Raw genomic sequence first — 15726 nt, 5'->3', positions numbered from 1 at the left:
GAAGAACACCAAACCGGACATTTGAACCTGGCTAGAACACGACATTAGGATATAGCCACTACAGACAATGTCGAGGCCAGTTACAGATGTCGTAGCGCCAGCTAAATACAGATGTCGTATCTGTTCATGCTGTGAAGCTCATGCAGTGTCGAAGGATGCCAGTTGAACGGGCAGGGCGTGTCAGTCCGTTCAGCGAGTGCGTGCAGACCGCGGGCCCGGTGTGGCGTGCAGCTTTGGCGCGAGCTGTGCAATGGCCTGATCGACGTCGGCCCGCGTGAACTCGCGCGGCTTTTTTGTGCCGGCCCTGCGTTCGGGCTTGCGGACCTCGATGCCACGGTTGGTCCGCGATGGCGAGCCCGAGATGCGCCGGTCATCCCGCTGCGCCTGCAGCGCCTGCGCCACCTGCAGCGCCTGCGCCACCTGCAGCGCGTGCGCCAGCCGCTTGTGTTCAATCACCGCGCCCTGATCGACTTCCGCCAGCTTGTCGTAGCGGCGGCACGCCAGCACGCGGCCATCGGCCCGGATCTCGATGCGTCCGTCCGGATACTCCCACACGTCGATGTAGCGGTGAATGAGCCCGCGGTTCGCCGGCGTGTCGTCAAGCAGGTACAGCACCCGGTCATACAGCACCGTCAGCGCTTTCGACACGCGGCGCGTCTCGCGCCACGTCATCAGCCGGTCCAGATCCTCGTCCTCCCGCAACGGCCGGTGCGCATCGAACGCGCTCCTGGGCGGCCGGGCAAAGCGCGTGTTGTAGGCCGCGATGAAGGCGGGCGCGTACACGTTGGCTTCGGTGAGGGTGCTGATGCCGCGCAGCCGCAGCTCCTTCACCAGCCGGTCCTGCAGCGTCAGGTGCGCGCGCTCCACGCGCCCCTTGGCCGGACTGCTGTTCGCGCAGAACGTGTCGATGTTGAGCTCGTACATCGCCCGCCCGAAGTGCGTCACGCTGCGCCCGGTGCTGGCCGCGGCCGTGCTGCGGAATACGCTGGCCCGGTCGCTGTAGAACGCCACCGGCTTGCCGTACCGGTCGAGATAGGCCCGGGTCGCCTCGAAGTAGCTGAAGGTCGACTCGGTGGCCGTGAAATGCAGCACCATCAGCCGGCTGGTCGCATCGTCGACAAACACCAGCAGCGTGCAGGCCGGCGCGCGGTCCTCGAACCAGCGATGGTCGCTGCCGTCGATCTGCACCAGCTCGCCTAGGCACGCGCGCCGCGCCCGCGGCTGGTAGACCTTCGGCGGACGCCGCGCACGCGGCGTCCACAGCCCGGCCTCCGTCATCAGGTGCCGCACGGTTTCCTTCGACAACGTGAGGCCATGACACTCGCGCAGCTTCTCGCAGGCCAGCGTCGGCCCGAAATCGGCGTAGCGCTCATGGATCAGACCCAGCGCACGGTCCAGCAGAAGCTCGGACAGATGGTGGTTGCTGCGACAGCCGCGCCGGCGCGACACCAGCCCCGCAACGCCTTCGCTGCGATAGCGGATCACCAGCCGCTCGACCTGACGCCGGCTCAGGCCGAGCCGTTCAGCCGCACGCCACGTCATCATCCGCGACTCGGCGACCGCCTCGATGACCTTCAGCCGGTCCAGCTCCTGCATGCTCATCGTGATCGTCCCGGAGCGCGTCATGACCGGTCTCCACAGGCGGGAAAACCGCACCAGCATGCGCTACCAACAGGCGTGGGTACGACATCTGTACTTTGCCAAAGTACGACACTACTACTTTGTTCCTACAGACAAACTGTTGATAATTTATCTTATGTCAACTCGCATCAGCCAAACCAAACTCAAAAATCCGCACACAGTCGACCAGCCCTTAGCTAATAATGCCCGACAGCAAAACCATGTTGAAAATATCCGAAATCAGGCTTTTCGCTCTTACGACATGGCTTTGCTCCCGCGCTACGGCGGCAGCAAAACTATGTGGAAATGCTCGAAACTGATCACTTCGCTTCTACAACATATCTTTGCTTTCGCAAGCCCGGCCACGCTCTTACGACATATCTTTGCTGCGAGCACGCCATAGCCGTTCGCGTGGTCTCGGTTGGCGATGCCCGGCGCGGTTGCTGCACTTCATGTAAGTGAGCTGATGCGTAGGAAACGACCGAGCCACCCGCAGTCGTGACGACTCTTGACAACGGCGGTTGGCGATGGTGAATTGAGGTCTGTTTGGCGGATATTCTTGACCGCAGGCCGACCGATTCCTGGCCGGTGTCTGGTCGCCGCCGGCTTGGAAACAATCCGGGGCTGGCTGACGGGGCGTTGTTTCGAACTTTTATCAGCGCCAAGACGGATGGACACATCGCCTGTACACGCAGCACGACCAGGACCTCAGGAAACTTTGATGCTAGTGGCCACGCTTCAGCCTCCCGCTTCTGTATGGTTCTGCGGGAAGGACGATGTTATCACTGCGTGGGTAGAATCAGAGGTCGTCAATAAGGAGTTCGACATACTGGTTCTGCCGGAGTGCGCGGCACATCTGGCCGTCAGACTCGACGGAATCGGCTCGGAAGGTCTTGTGACGCCATCAGCAACGCTGCGGTACTGGCTCAGTTTGAGTTACCGCAAGCATGCAGTCGTGGTCGTGGGCGCCGTGGAAAGCGCACGAAACAAACGCGGGAAAGAAAGTAGTTTCTTGACGACTCTGGTTGCTTTCGAAGGAAAGCTCATCGCGCGTTACGTCAAGGTGCATCTTGATGCCGTCGAAAAGAAATACTTCAAACCGGGCCACCAGTACCACTGTATTGTCAAGCTGCCCTTCTTCACGGCCGCCGTTACGTCGGGTTCCGAATTGTTGAATCCCCTGTCGACCGCTGCGTTTGACGGACCCGGCATAACGATCGCCCTGGTTTCGGGCGCGATTTCCAACGAGAGCGTCGCCAGACAGATCATTCTCACCGCCAAACAGTTCGGGATCTATATTGTCTTTTCGAATCCGGTTGGCTCGTGCGGCGTCGGTCAAAGGAAGAAACACTTTTGCGGGCGTAGCGGAGTCTACACCCGGCTCGAAGAACCGCTTGCGGAGACCGTGGACGGATCCGCGATCGGGATCGCGAGTATTCCGGATATTCCGAAGCAACGACAGAATCAAGGCCGCATCTGGTATTCCGCGCCAAAGAGCACTCTCCGTTATCATCGCTCCATCTGGTCAAACGATACGATGTGGCGCGACGGATTTGCGGACCCAATCTAGGTAGCTCTTACGGACCTGTGATAGTTATGTCCGCTAGACGCGGTTCGGGGTATGCCGGTCGTAGCGGTTCGTCAGAAACAGTAGCTCAAGTCCGTCCTTCACGCTGATCTGCGGGTTCTTGAATCTTCCCAGCGGCAGCCCATCGATCGTCGGGAAGGTAACATTCCCCACCCGTGGCCAGGTGTTGTACACGAACCTGGAAATGATCCTGTCGGCCGGCAGAAAGTCCCCCCTGGATGGGCGCGACAATCTTTCTATCGACCAGAAAAAAGTGGCAAACTGGGCGAGAACAATAGCCTGCACGGAGAGGTCACTACTGGGTGCTTCCCAAGTCCTGAGCGTGTCCACAGGCGCACACCCTCTGCCGAAATGAAATTCCGGAGGCCGAAGTTCGGAATGGACGGTAAGGTCGTCGCTGTATTCCCAGACATGTCGCACCAGTGCGTACGCCAGGGCGGCTGACGGCCAGTGGCCCCGACGAAGGGCTCCCTCACCGTCAAAGATTGACCAGCGTGTGATGGAGACGGGTGGCAGCCGCCCTGCGCTTTTGATCCAGTTCCTGATTTCGCCGAGCAGCGCCGTGTATGCCAGCACGCTATACGGATCATTATCGCAGTACGACGAACTCGATATTGGCCAGCATAACCACGTCATGGCCCTGTCCGGATTGCCGGCGTCATGCTCGCGACCGGGCGGGAGGCGGCATAATTGTGCGCACATCCGGTAATACATGTCGGAAGGCGGCCACCATCTATCTATTCGTTGAAAATATTGCCGTTGTGGGCGAGCGACCTGAATGGCCTGCCCAATCAGCGGTAGATGGCGTCTTCTCCACCTCTGAAGTGGTGCGAACGCGCGCCTGATCGCGTCGGGGTCCTCTCTAAAGGCGACATGAGCGCCGAGTGAAGGGTCTTGAGCGCAGATCCATTTCCGGCAAACGGAGCAGCGGTAGGGATGATTTGGCGGATTCCGCTCGGCCACTCCGAGTTGGTGCATTGCGGCCCCGCAGCGCTCACAGGCAGACTTCAACGCACAACCGTGCAGCGGGCACATAAGGAGTCCTTTAAGCTGATACCACCCGCTGTGATATAGCGCTGCGGCACAGGCTGGGCAGTACTTCAGATTCTGCTCAAAATGCCCGCTGCCCCAGTAGTCCAGAGACTGCACTGGATCACGATGTTCGGCGATCGCCTTCATTACCTCCGGCACAAAGAACGGTGTCAGTTGTAGCCTTCCGCTGGCATCTCGCGCGCACTGGGCATCCCAGTTATCCGCATGGAAGTGCTCCCCCCGTCTGATTTCTCCCATGGTGATCCTGTTGAACACGCACACGCGCCCAAAGATCGAATACTCGGACTCGTACGGCAACGGACCCCAGAATTTGCCTACATAGTCCCGCCGTCTATTATCGGGCATCGTTGTGTCCATCGGAATTCTCGAGCAACGGAACGAATCTGGCAGATTGCGCGATCAGTAACGCGTCGTTCCAGATCCGCTCAGGTAGCATGAAGCTACTCTGGTCGTTGCCGCTGCTCGTAACGAGGACCCAGCGAATCGAGTCAAAAACGGTGTGAGTTGTTACAGTGCCTTGCGGAATGTCTGCCATCGCGGCGAGGAGCCTGGCAGACTGGTCTTTCAGACTGAACCCATTCTGGTAGGCTTTGGGGAGAAAGGATTCACCCCAGTGGCGGGGATCTTCCGGTCCGATGATCTGCGTATCGATCTCTTCGAGGATCACCGCAAGATCCTCTTCACTATTCAGCGCGCGTAATGCGAAAGGTGATCCGAGGAGCGACCGCATGTCGTTCGCAGCCTCGACGCCGACCGTCGAGAGATTCAGGCCAAATCGTGCGATTTGTCCGCAACTGACGACGAACATTCTGAAGCCCTTTCGGTTCAATGCGTCCGACAGGTCCAGCAGAATTCGAGTCAGATCGCCATCAAGATATTCAACGTTTCTTATAAACAGAACGAGGTGTGGTAGCGGGCTACCATAGAGCCTCTCTTCAAGCATCCATAAGACCCGGCTACGTAAGTCCTCATTGCTGCCCTTCAGCGCGCGGTGCCCCAGATCTGAAAGAAGGGCCTGCCAGCGCGCGCGCGTAGTATGGGGCGCATCTCTGCGCAGCGTGATCTCCGCCACGGCGAGCGATGGGAAATCGCGAAAAAGCTGGGACCTTATTGAGATCATGGCGGACTTGCGCCCCATTCCCGATTCAGCAAGTAGCGAAAATCCGTTGAGCCCAAAGCACAAACGCCGCTTGAATTCGAGATAGGCTTCGAGACACGGTTCCGTCCGGATAACTGTGCCGCGAATCAGTGGATGATCGAGCAGGCGTTCTTCGGGAAGAAGACCTAGTGTGAGTTCGTCGGCTACGTCGCGATGAGCGCTTGGGTCACCATTCACCCCTGTCATGTCAAGATGCGAAGTCCGTCTAGGCATGGCGGCCCCTCGTCGATCTCCGGCCAAACAGCCCGAACGGGTCGTTGACTTCTGCCGATCGCGTATCGCGGGCCGGCGCAGAGCTTACGCTGCGCAGGTGATCGCCGCTGGATTGCGGCGCCTGAGCCTGACGGTTGTTGGAAATGTGACCTGAGTCATCTTGGCCAGTGCCATGCCGTCGTTGATTCTCGTGATGCTTCGCCTCCTGCATTGCGTCCGCGTCCGATTTCTCTCGCTTTGCCCTGTATGCCCTCTTCTCGGTTGATTTCCCTGGCTGCCGTTCGCGCCACCGGTTCGGATCACGGCTGCGGCATCGCGCCCCACTCGATGAGATCAGTTTGTCGATGCGGATGGAAACGCACTCGTTTCGTCTACGGTCCGGACGTAATTCTCCGAGGTAGCTGGTCTTGCCTGTTGAATCTGCGATGAATATCCAGTCGCGCGAATCCATGATCGATGCAACCATCTGTCTGACGTCGAACCGTCTCACGTGACAGAGCAGCTTTTTCCCAATCAATTCTGGATGGCTGCGTAGCAGATCGTTCGTGAAATGGCGACTTCTGAACTTGATGTATGGGCGAACGCCTTTCGCGAGATTTCCTCGCACCGTAGCGGGGAAAGTGTAATCGAGAAGTCTTGCGGCCTTCAGCGTCGCCGCGGGCAATGGTTGTCGAAGCAACCCGCCTGACGAACTCGTGAGCGCGGCCTGGAGGGCTTCAACGGGGGAAGAGTAATTCAAACCCTGCGTCGGAGTGAGGTTGATACCCCGCGCCGCCGCCTGAAACGAGTCGGCGAGCTCTTCGACGGCTATCGCAATGTTTCCCCTCTCGTCCGGTTTCGTACGACGGGCCAACTCTTCCGTGACCCGTTCGACGGTGTCACGCGAAACCCACGTGTACGTCGGGCCGAAGTGAACAGCGCAGCCGAAGGTGTAAATGGAGTTACGCACGAAACCATCGGCGATGTTTCCCAGCGCGTTGTCGACGCGCAGTACGCAGAAGGAACTGCCCTTCAGCGAATCCACGATGTCGTAAGCGAATGCAGGGCTGTGCCCATCATCCGCACTGTTACCGTCCGTGCAGTAGCGACGTGAGTTGAGAAAGCAGTCGAGGGTTTCGAGTCCGCTGTCGGCGCTTGGCGTCTGCTCTAACGTTGCCACGCAGGCGAGAACAGCCGAGTACAGTTCCTCGACAAAGACAGAAAAGTACCACCTCGGTATGAGCTTGAAGAGCGTTTTTCCGTAACCATTGTCCACCGATACTTTCGTCGGCTGGGAGTGACGGTGAAAGTCAAGTATCGCGAAGGAGCCAGGTCTGATCGGGCGGATGAGCCTGGGCGGCACGCCCCCAGTCATCCGCCATCGTTTGGATACTGTTTCTCCCCCGTAGATTGACTGGTAAGTGTCAGGATCGGCGGCTATCAACGTTTTCACATATCTGGCAAAGGCCCCCTTCCCCTGGTCACCATTTGATAATGGATAGCTATCCTCTGCGATGCCACACTCCTCGATCTCCCTGCGTACGCGGACCCAACTGTCGTCGATATTGAATTCTTGGCCATCCGCACACGGCTCACGACCAAACAGTTCCTCGTAGATCTTGACGCGAACGTTGTCGTGCTTTTCCAGAAACGCGGTCCACGCGCCGGCGAGTCCCGTTCGCATGCCTTCGACCGGCGTGATTTCGTTCTTTCTTTGATAGCGTTTCAACCGTGCTCCCGGAACCAGGCCGTAATAGCCAGCGAATGTGCCGCTTACCTTCCGGTTGACGCAACGGCCGACAAGGCGCCTGACTTCATTTTCCGACAGTGTCGTGAGATCCCTTATGTGCGTGAAGGTCGCATCCTGACGGTACAGCTCCACAGCCCGCTTGCGGTTCAGGTATTGGTCGAGCTTGTCTCCAAGCGTGCTTTCATCAGGAGCCTGCCATTGGATGGCGGCGAGCGCGGCCGGGATCAGTTCGCGCGGGCGCCCTCTGCCCCGGGTACGGCCCGCGGGGATGCCTGCACCTTCTGGTGAAAGTGGCATCGATGCACAGTCCGGTCCGGCAGACAGGATGCCCGGCAGGGTCTGCGCATGGATGTCATCCGGAGCCGCTGGACATGCCGGCCATTGTTTCGGGTGCGCAGTGCGTCGCAGGAGGGTTGACGTTGAGAAAAGATGCTGGGCCAGATCGGCGTACAAAACGCCTTCGGCGAGCAATCTTGCCAGAGCCGCCAGAAGTAGAGCTGGATCGTGCCCGGGAAGGTCGACGAGATCGCCGACCGTCAGACTTTCTTTCTGCAAAAGCGCGTTGCTTAACTCTTTCCGTGCCGGGCCCAGATCGATGAACGCTGCCGCCGTCATCGCGCGGCAGAGCGTCAGTCCGTTGTCAAATTCGATTGCGGACCGCTCAATATCACAGCCCGTCACCAGCAGTACGTCGTCAGGAAGGTTTTTTCTGTCTTCGGGAGCCTCACGCCGACAGAGTACGAACTCGGAGTGCCCGTTTCTGTAGTCGACCTGCAGGTCAGCAGCGGCGTAGCTCAGGTCATGTGAGGGATTTCCGAGCCTTACGGGTCGATATCCGACGACCTCGGGGCGGATTTCCAGTATGACTATGTAGGCAAATAAAACATCACTTTCAACGGCCAGAAGTTTGCCCAGTTTCGGCGAGTGGAAGAACCAGATGTTCACCATCCGGCCCTTCCTCTCCTTGATTACTCTGGCTGTTGTCTTGTCATCCCGGAGATATCCGGGCGTCAGCAATATCAGTCGGCTCACGCGTGCCTCAGGTCGGGACCCGCGGGACGAATAAAATCCCTTGACTTTGGAAGAAAAACGTCCAAAATCAGAAGCGGGTGCAATAAAAGGGATGCGGACTTTGCCGAGTCCGTGTCAACGCATTCTCGGGAGTTTCGGGTCTCGCTTCTCCTGAAAGATATATGAAAGCCGACTCATCACAGTCGGCTTTCTTTTGGGTTGTGGGAATAAAGTCGTTTGAAAAATAGACTAACTGATCCCGGAATTCAAATAAAATTCGCACTGTTCCAGTTTGTACCTGGGCCGTAACTTCGTTATTTCACGGCATTCGTCTCCTGCAAGATAGCGCACGCCGGCAGATCTGGGAGGTTCGAAACGGCTTGCCCAATCGCTGCGCGGCGATGCCCCTTTTCTCGGAAATCAAAGAGTCGAACAAATCGCCGCTTTCACACCAATTGCGTATTGACACTCGTTATGTATCAGAAAATTCGGCTTTTAACTGGATATAAAAATAGCTGAATGCTTAACGCGTCTGTACAATACAGAAATATTTATTTTGATCATTAAGGCATCCGCTTTTTACGACGTCTTGTCGTATCACGAATAAACGTTCGTCCGGAATTGATATATGCGGTGACAGCAACACCGACAGTTTGACGAAATAGCCAACCGCGCTTTTTTGGAAGAGTTTAAAAATGGAGACTATCGGAAGAGCGAAACGACATGTGGCTAAATCGGTGCGAGCATCCCTTCGCGGGACGCACCGGTTTCCCGGTCACTGGCTACATTCCCGCCAGGATTAGCAGTTTCGACGGCGGACATTTGAGCGCGTCTGCAATGCGGACGAGATTGAGAATGGTCAGGTTGCGCTCACCGCGCTCTATACGGCCCATGTGGCTCCGATCGATTCCTGTCGCGTATGCCAGCGCTTCCTGTGACCAGCCCTGGTCGCGGCGATACTGCCGCAACGCAGCCCCAAGCATCTTGAGGTGGCCTGCGTCGTCGAGTTTGCTGGAGATTCGTTGCATCCCGGGATAGTCCGGGGATCAGCACGATTTGACCACGGCATTTACGACCCATTTTGCTACTCGCGATCGTGAAAGTCCCGATTACCATCACTCTCCCTCGGCGGCCCCTAACCCCGAGACGAAAGTGGGTTCGTTAGCTCCCCGACGAACTGACATATTTGGTTGCGGGCACAAGCAGATGGGGCGACGTTGACATCGCAGACGTTGGCACTTTGCCGCTTAATGCACGGCGACGAACGTTGCGTCAGTATGCGACTACGGGCGAAGCGTTCTACGTGCAGCCGGCAGGATATGATGTCTGATAGACGCATGACTGTTCGATGTGCGCTGCCGAATACGTCTCATAAGGTCGTATCCCAAGAATCGATGACAGCAACCAGCCGGACGTAGTTGAGTGTGCTGGAGCGGGGCCTGCAAAGCCCGACACTCGACAAGCTGGAAGGTATCGCCAACGATATTGGCGTCCATCCATTGACCTTGTGCATCTATGCCTGCACTGCAGGGGCATCGGATGCCGAAATACAGGAAATCAAAACCCAGGTTCAACGCGAGCTCGAAGAACTCATCCGCTATGACCTCAATGCGCAGTAGCGGCCCGACTCGTGCCACGACGGTGAAGGCCCGCCCATAAGCCTGATTTATCAAGACCGATAGATCCACCATTCGATGCCGCAGCAGGTTGCGGTTCGAACCAGCAACTCTGAAATGCGCGACGCCGCCTGGCACAATGCTGTGCCGCAAGCGGCGCACAGTATTTTTATCTCCAGTAGATAGCAACGCCGGGAACCGTGCCTTGCGCTTCGCCATGACGTTCCGGTCGTTGCGATTCAGCTCCCTGAGCCGTCAGAAGTCAACGCGTAGGGCCTGGTCTGCGGAGACTAGTCGTCAGTTGAATCACTCCCCTCGAGCGACGAACAGAATACTTCGACGTCGTACGCGGCAATCGATATTTCCCCTGAAATCGCGCGAAGGTCCTGAAGGGTCATCTCTTCCCGGGAGAAATCCAGGCCCTTGGTCTGTTTTGCGCTGTATTTTGTGCGGACAGTCACACGCTCGTTCCTGGTACGACACATGCCCATGCCCCACCGGGAATGTGATATCACATTGCGTTTCGCCTCTGAATTTTCCACGCACTTCAGAATCTCCCTGAATTCGTTGAATCTGGCTGGATGCCTTTCCTCTACCAGCGACGAGGACAGATTTTGAAGGCCACGAAAGGAGAGTTCTGCCGTAACCATTTTCGCCAGGTCTTCCTCAAGTCCCAGCAATCGGTGCGTCAGTTCAATCATGTCCCGCTCGAGCAGGGCAAACTGGACAGTAATTCTTCCGATCTCGACGAGAAAGTCATTCGTGAATGCAGTCCCCTTCGACAATACCTTGAAATCTGTTTCGCTTAAATCGACCATATATTTTTAACATGAGTCGACAATAGTGGACCGCATGGTGTCGATGCCAGCACATGCTCCCCTGACCGACCGCCATTCGATGTCCTTGCGATGCCCTGTGTTGTCCCAATACCTCCGGCAGACCGAACCCGGACTATGCCTTGCGTGCGTCGAAAGCGCGCTCGAACTGTTGAGCCCGCTGCACCTCGTCGCTGTGCAGATAGATTGACGTTGTCGAGATCGACGCATGGCGCAAGTTGTCACGCACCATGACCAGCTCGGCGCCGCGCGCCAGCGCGTGCGACGCGTGCGTGTGCCTCATCCAGTGCGGACTCGCGCGGCGCAACTTTTCCGCGAGCGCCGGCCGTTCGCCCTCGACTTCGCCGGCGACCAGCACGAAGAACCGTCGCAGTACACGCCCGAGCCGCGTACTCTCGATACCTCTGCCGTCCCCTTCGATGCTGCCGACGAGCGGCGTCGCTGGATTCCAGCGCGCAGGTGTGACCGGCAGCCGGCGTTGTACCAGATACTGATCAAGCGAAGTCCGTGCGAGCGAAGGCAATGCCACGCGTCCCAGCTTGCCACCCTTGCCAGATACATGCAGCCAGTGATTGCCGTGTTCATCGCGGTGAACATCGCCGAGCGTGGCGCCAACAAGCTCGCTCGCGCGCAGGCCTGTTGCATAGCCGAAATCCAGCAGAAACCTCAGGCGTTGCGCAGCGGGCACGCTCCAGCCATGTGACCATTCAAGGCCATCGGCAACCGTGCGTATCAACAACCACTCGCCTTCAGAAAAGCCCCGGGACACGTCCAGCCGGTTACGTTGTGCCTGGCTCCCGACCTTGAGACCAGCGAACGGATTCGCGAGCACGTAGCGCTGCTCGACCAGCCAGCGAAACAGCGCCGACAGAACGTTTAATGCGTACGCTGCCGAGCGGGCTGACAGCGGGCCAGTGAACGGCCGCCATTCAATACTGGGCCGCGGGCGCGACGGTCCGATCCAGCGCCCATGCGGTGCCGGACGCCGCAGGAAGCCCCGGTAGGCAATTGCATCGTCCGTATTGAGCGACGACAGCGCGCGACCGCGTTCGACGATTGCCCACAGGACCAGGCGTTCCGCCTCCTTGCGGTAGGCGCGCTGCGTTGCGGCCGATTCATGTAGCGCCAGCCAGGAGCGGATCGCCTCGTAGTCGTTTGATGCATTCAGCAGGCAGGCGACCTGTGGTGCCCGGTACTGCCCCTGCGATCCGTCCACATCGTGCGGCACGCGCAGTTGTTCCCACGGGACGATGCGGTCGGCGGGCGCCACGACGACCAGCGCCCGTGCCCGTTCGGTCAGCGCCGGGTGCGTCGCAAAGAATGCTTCGATGCGGCGCGCGCTGGCAATACCGAGTCCTGCGATCGAAGGCCACCAGCGCCGTCGCCGCGGAATCCGCACCGTGAGGTCTGCGAGCGTCCGGATGCCGTTCGCGTGCAGCGCCCGCGCAATGCGCGGCGGCAGCCAGGTTTCAATGGCGTCGGTGATCAGCGGCTCAGGGCCGGGCAGATTGCGTAGCGTCTCAATCGCGCGGGCCACGCCGTCGCCCGACGTCTTCGTCGGCCGGCCGGTGAACACACTCGCGAGGTCGGCGCGATGGCGGACCAGGGCGTACGAGACGAGCCGCTGGCGAATGTAACCCAGGACGCCACGCGAGGACGCGCCGGCCACACGGCGCGCCCCGAGATATCTGGCAACGGCTGCCCTTGCGTCCAGTCCGGCATACCAGCTGCGCAATGCGGCGAGTTCGGCTTCATCCGGGAAGACCGGGTCGTTCCCGTCCGCAGGAGCGGTGTCACACGTTTTCATGCGCGCCAGTTTAAACCTGATTTGGTACTGGACCGATAATAAGAGTTATCAGTCCAGCTTCATCCGGGTACAAACATATTCCCTACCAGTTCCCGGCATATCGACACTGCAGCTTGCGCTGGAAGCGCTCGACATCAGATGGTGAGTGAAAACGCCATACGAGGTTCAAGGATCACTTTCCTCGGGGTATCCTGAACCAGGGGGAGTGAAGTGCGTCAGGAGCGGCATCGTTAGTCATTGATTTTTTAAGAAAGTTCTTTCCCAGCAAAGAACGGAATGACCGCCTCCCACCTCGACGGGCCGTCCGGGACCGCAGACTCGCATGGTGAGCGTGTCACATTTTTGGTTGGGCAGCCCCGCCGTAAAGGAGAGTCGCCACGAACGCATGCTGTTCGTGGGTGAGCGGCAATAGGCACTGCTGCTCGCTGTCGCCAAGCAGACAGAAGTGTGTATATTTAGTGAAATAGATGCACTTTGCGAGGTTGCCATGCGCACCAAGATAGAAATCGACGACAAGTTGATGGTTGAAGCGCTTGCCGCAACCGGCGCCAAGACCAAGCGCGAAGCTGTTGAGCTCGGCTTGAAGACGATCATCCGGCTCAAGCAGCAAGAGCAACTCCGCCAGTTCCGAGGGAAACTCCACTGGGAGGGTGATCTCGACACGATGAGAACCGATCGATGACACTCGTCGATTCGAGTATCTTGATCGACTATTTTCGGGGCGTCGTTTCGCCAGAAGCCGACAAGCTCGACAAGTTGTTGGGAACCGAGGTTCTGCTGACCGGGGAATCTGATTATGGCGGAGATGTTGCAGGGATTCTCGGCCGAGTTCGATTTCAATGTGGCTCGGCAGTTGATGACAACGCGCCTGAGTGTAGTGTCACTCGTCGGTCCCGAAAACGCCGTTCAGGCTGCACAAATTGCCGCAGCCTGAGGGCGCAGGGCGTGCCGATCAGGAAGATCATTGATACGTTTACTACGACTTACTGCATTGAGAACGCTGTTCCGCTATTGTTTAGCGACCGAGACTTTAGCCATTCGTCGATTACCTTGGCATTCGATCAGCCATCTTCGACGGCTGACCACGATAGATGCGTGGCTCGTTCCGCTAACGGCTGATCGAATAGGCTTCAAAGGCAACTCGAGCGTGCCAAAATCTTCCACCTAACCCTTCTTGGTATTTCGACCGAGACTATAGTCGCATGGGGCTCCCCGGGCGGACATTTACATGTCAACTTTGCGTTGATCTTCTGACCACATAAACCGGTCCAGGAATTCCGCCGCACCCCCAAACGCGACATCTGTACTTTGGACTAACAGTCGTGCGAACGACAACTTTAATTATGTCAAATTAGCCATCATTGTCTTTGGCGCCGTTTACGGACACTCACGCGTCGCTCGCTATGTCGGTGGCGCAGCGCTCCGCAACAACCGCGGATCGGTCAGCCACTCCTCGCGCGTGCCGATTTCGACGTGAGCAAAATCAGTATGATCGGGGTTAATCAGATAATTGGATTCAGCCGGGACAACTGCACTGGGAACGGCCAGCACTGCACTTGCGCGCGCCTGCGACCACGTAGCCCCGATTTGCTGGAGTTCACCGCGCGCGGAGATGTCCCTCCAGTCGGCGGGCAAAGTGGCTGGATCGATATGTTCCACGATTCTTTCGGGGAATCTGGCTGGGATCATCACATAGTGCGCACGCAACGGTGAATCTTGGACGAGCATCTCCAGGAGCGCCAGCGATTGCGTGTGCGCCGTGTACACCATCGCTACACCTTTGGGATTCCACCGGCCACTATACAGTCGAGCACCTTCTCCAGAGAAAGCCGTATCCGCGTACCGCTCGGTGACCACCCGCCATACCGTGAGCATCACGCAAACACGCCATGCTCGATGCGCCCCAGCGTGTCCATCACGCTATCGGTGCCAATGTCGGTATCCACAAGGCTAAGAGGTGTCGAACCTTCCAGCGCCGCAATCGGTGTCTTCAGCCACGCGAGCGCCGTGTCGAGATCCTCAAAAACCTCTGCAGCGCGCGCGACCACGCGCGCAAGCCGCAGCAGCTTTGCTGACTCTTCGCGACTTAACACACCTTCTCGCTTGCGTCGTGCCAGTGTTCGCTCAGGAATATCGAGTGCCTGCGCCAACTCCGCCTGCGACAGTCCGATCGATCTGAGCATCGCATCGAGCGCCTGCGATGAAATCCCATGGCGGACCACATCTACCCATTCCAGCCCCGATCGGGGCGCGCGCGGGAATACAGTTCGACCTCCGAGCAGCGAGTCGGCTGACACCCTTTCGATAAGATTCACGGTTTCACCTCCTGCCATTTGGCACTTATTTTACACCAAAATGGCGGGGCCCGTCTGCCGTTGTCGCCCTGCGCGCTAAGCTACAGATGCCATCGTTGCCATGGCCCATTTCTATCATGACGGACTGCAACGGCCCGCCGCGCGGCAGCGAGGTGGAGCATGTCTGGCCCGAGAATACACCGGGGGCGCCGGAGAAGTACGCTTCCATTGCGCGCAGGGACACGAACGGCTCTGTCGCGCAAAGGCGCGGCTCTCGGCAATATTCCAGCACCCGAGTTCGGCACCCAGCGCACGCTCGATGAGCGCCTTCTTGAACGCCACCGATGCGAGCTGCACGGCCTCAGCAGTCATCGGCCGTTCACGAACTGGTCGATCAGTTCCTTCGGAATCGTCGGCAGCGCGGGCGCGGCTGCCGGATCCGGCTTCGGTTTGCGAGGCATGGGCATGCTCCTTTTACATGCCTCTTATGCCTCCGAACACAAAATTCTGGACAGGCTCGGCAGGTGATCGTGCGCCGTGCTGTATTGGGCTCTCGCAACGAGAAATTTTCTCTTTCGCCGCGGGACCTACATGGCGAAATTGTTGAGCATGCGGCGTCGCTCCTATCGCCTGCTTCCGAGCAAGCGTCCCGCTTTCGTCCGGTTTTTAGCATGGATATTTTCATCGCGGCCCGCGCGTCATTCCCTCTTCGGCGGAGGCCATGCCAACCTCGATATTCGCGAGGGACGCGCTAGCAGCTTTTATGAACCTGAAATCGACGGTAGCGCCGTTAGTGGACA

The 15726-nt window shown here is 58.3% G+C and carries 14 protein-coding genes and 1 pseudogene; 5 read left to right on the top strand and 10 right to left on the bottom strand.

The features are described 5' to 3' along the window. Positions 1-189: 189 nt before the first annotated feature. A complete protein-coding gene (locus L0U82_RS36775) occupies positions 190-1626 on the bottom strand; it encodes an ISNCY family transposase (protein ID WP_233838749.1) in 1437 nt (478 codons plus the stop codon). Here L0U82_RS36775 and L0U82_RS36770 point away from each other — a divergent pair. Together L0U82_RS36770 and L0U82_RS36765 are read left to right on the top strand one after the other, a co-directional pair. Then, complete coding sequence (locus L0U82_RS36770; RefSeq protein WP_233838748.1) at positions 1625-2023, top strand: hypothetical protein; 399 nt, start codon at positions 1625-1627, stop codon at positions 2021-2023. The genes L0U82_RS36775 and L0U82_RS36770 overlap by 2 nt on opposite strands. 318 nt (positions 2024-2341) lie before the next feature. Beyond that, entirely contained in the window at positions 2342-3190 is an 849-nt protein-coding gene (locus L0U82_RS36765) for a carbon-nitrogen hydrolase family protein (protein WP_233838747.1), read from the top strand. Between the two features lie 33 nt (positions 3191-3223). On the opposite strand, the gene L0U82_RS36760 is transcribed toward L0U82_RS36765, so the two are convergent. From L0U82_RS36760 to L0U82_RS36745, 4 genes are all read right to left on the bottom strand, one after another. Further along, entirely contained in the window at positions 3224-3784 is a 561-nt protein-coding gene (locus L0U82_RS36760) for a hypothetical protein (RefSeq protein WP_233838746.1), read from the bottom strand. An 811-nt stretch (positions 3785-4595) separates the two neighbouring features. After that, positions 4596-5606: a hypothetical protein gene (locus L0U82_RS36755; protein ID WP_233838745.1), complete on the bottom strand. Its 1011-nt coding sequence runs from the start codon at positions 5604-5606 to the stop codon at positions 4596-4598. Between the two features lie 19 nt (positions 5607-5625). Further along, the gene (locus L0U82_RS36750; protein ID WP_233838744.1) at positions 5626-8310 is read right to left on the bottom strand and encodes a hypothetical protein; all 2685 of its coding nucleotides are present in this window, start codon (positions 8308-8310) and stop codon (positions 5626-5628) included. Between the two features lie 845 nt (positions 8311-9155). Continuing rightward, positions 9156-9401 carry a helix-turn-helix domain-containing protein gene (locus L0U82_RS36745; protein WP_233838743.1) on the bottom strand — a complete coding sequence of 82 codons (246 nt, stop codon included), beginning with the start codon at positions 9399-9401 and terminating at the stop codon, positions 9156-9158. A 390-nt stretch (positions 9402-9791) separates the two neighbouring features. On the opposite strand from L0U82_RS36745, the gene L0U82_RS36740 reads away from it, so the two are divergent. Then, on the top strand, positions 9792-9992 hold the full coding sequence (locus tag L0U82_RS36740; protein ID WP_233838742.1) for an XRE family transcriptional regulator: 201 nt from the start codon (positions 9792-9794) through the stop codon (positions 9990-9992). 287 nt (positions 9993-10279) lie between these two features. On the opposite strand, the gene L0U82_RS36735 is transcribed toward L0U82_RS36740, so the two are convergent. Both L0U82_RS36735 and L0U82_RS36730 read right to left on the bottom strand, forming a co-directional pair. Further along, on the bottom strand, positions 10280-10690 hold the full coding sequence (locus L0U82_RS36735) for a hypothetical protein (protein ID WP_233838741.1): 411 nt from the start codon (positions 10688-10690) through the stop codon (positions 10280-10282). A 250-nt stretch (positions 10691-10940) separates the two neighbouring features. Continuing rightward, positions 10941-12632 carry a phage integrase family protein gene (locus tag L0U82_RS36730; RefSeq protein WP_233838740.1) on the bottom strand — a complete coding sequence of 564 codons (1692 nt, stop codon included), beginning with the start codon at positions 12630-12632 and terminating at the stop codon, positions 10941-10943. 487 nt (positions 12633-13119) lie between these two features. On the opposite strand from L0U82_RS36730, the gene L0U82_RS36725 reads away from it, so the two are divergent. Together L0U82_RS36725 and L0U82_RS36720 are read left to right on the top strand one after the other, a co-directional pair. Further along, positions 13120-13314: a type II toxin-antitoxin system VapB family antitoxin gene (locus tag L0U82_RS36725; RefSeq protein WP_326489796.1), complete on the top strand. Its 195-nt coding sequence runs from the start codon at positions 13120-13122 to the stop codon at positions 13312-13314. Further along, positions 13311-13751, top strand: coding sequence for a VapC toxin family PIN domain ribonuclease (locus L0U82_RS36720; protein WP_233838739.1), 441 nt, complete (start codon positions 13311-13313; stop codon positions 13749-13751). The genes L0U82_RS36725 and L0U82_RS36720 overlap by 4 nt, the downstream gene beginning before the upstream one ends. Before the next feature lie 282 nt (positions 13752-14033). Here the strand turns inward: L0U82_RS36720 and L0U82_RS36715 are convergent, their stop codons facing one another. The 3 genes and pseudogenes from L0U82_RS36715 to L0U82_RS36705 all read right to left on the bottom strand — a co-directional run. Then, positions 14034-14507, bottom strand: coding sequence for an RES family NAD+ phosphorylase (locus L0U82_RS36715; protein WP_233839361.1), 474 nt, complete (start codon positions 14505-14507; stop codon positions 14034-14036). Continuing rightward, entirely contained in the window at positions 14507-14947 is a 441-nt protein-coding gene (gene parS / locus L0U82_RS36710) for a type II RES/Xre toxin-antitoxin system antitoxin (protein ID WP_233838738.1), read from the bottom strand. Before parS ends, L0U82_RS36715 begins: the two co-directional genes overlap by 1 nt. Positions 14948-15217: 270 nt before the next feature. Further along, positions 15218-15387, bottom strand: a pseudogene (locus L0U82_RS36705) (IS256 family transposase); the annotation flags it as partial. Between the last annotated feature and the right edge of the window lie 339 nt (positions 15388-15726).

It is taken from the genome of Paraburkholderia sp. ZP32-5, assembly GCF_021390495.1.
GTDB lineage: Bacteria > Pseudomonadota > Gammaproteobacteria > Burkholderiales > Burkholderiaceae > Paraburkholderia.
Note: the sequence above shows the minus strand (reverse complement) of the source record. Positions and strands in the feature narration are given on the sequence as shown.

What these genes read in the sequence shown, in the direction of transcription:
- L0U82_RS36770 (WP_233838748.1), top strand. Translation starts at nt 1,625, where the DNA reads ATGACCGGTCTCCACAGGCGGGAAAACCGCACCAGCATGCGCTACCAA.
- L0U82_RS36775 (WP_233838749.1), bottom strand. Translation starts at nt 1,626, where the DNA reads ATGACGCGCTCCGGGACGATCACGATGAGCATGCAGGAGCTGGACCGG.
- L0U82_RS36765 (WP_233838747.1), top strand. Translation starts at nt 2,342, where the DNA reads ATGCTAGTGGCCACGCTTCAGCCTCCCGCTTCTGTATGGTTCTGCGGG.
- L0U82_RS36755 (WP_233838745.1), bottom strand. Translation starts at nt 5,606, where the DNA reads ATGACAGGGGTGAATGGTGACCCAAGCGCTCATCGCGACGTAGCCGAC.
- L0U82_RS36750 (WP_233838744.1), bottom strand. Translation starts at nt 8,310, where the DNA reads ATGGTGAACATCTGGTTCTTCCACTCGCCGAAACTGGGCAAACTTCTG.
- L0U82_RS36745 (WP_233838743.1), bottom strand. Translation starts at nt 9,401, where the DNA reads ATGCAACGAATCTCCAGCAAACTCGACGACGCAGGCCACCTCAAGATG.
- L0U82_RS36735 (WP_233838741.1), bottom strand. Translation starts at nt 10,690, where the DNA reads ATGATTGAACTGACGCACCGATTGCTGGGACTTGAGGAAGACCTGGCG.
- L0U82_RS36730 (WP_233838740.1), bottom strand. Translation starts at nt 12,632, where the DNA reads ATGAAAACGTGTGACACCGCTCCTGCGGACGGGAACGACCCGGTCTTC.
- L0U82_RS36725 (WP_326489796.1), top strand. Translation starts at nt 13,120, where the DNA reads ATGCGCACCAAGATAGAAATCGACGACAAGTTGATGGTTGAAGCGCTT.
- L0U82_RS36720 (WP_233838739.1), top strand. Translation starts at nt 13,311, where the DNA reads ATGACACTCGTCGATTCGAGTATCTTGATCGACTATTTTCGGGGCGTC.
- L0U82_RS36715 (WP_233839361.1), bottom strand. Translation starts at nt 14,507, where the DNA reads ATGCTCACGGTATGGCGGGTGGTCACCGAGCGGTACGCGGATACGGCT.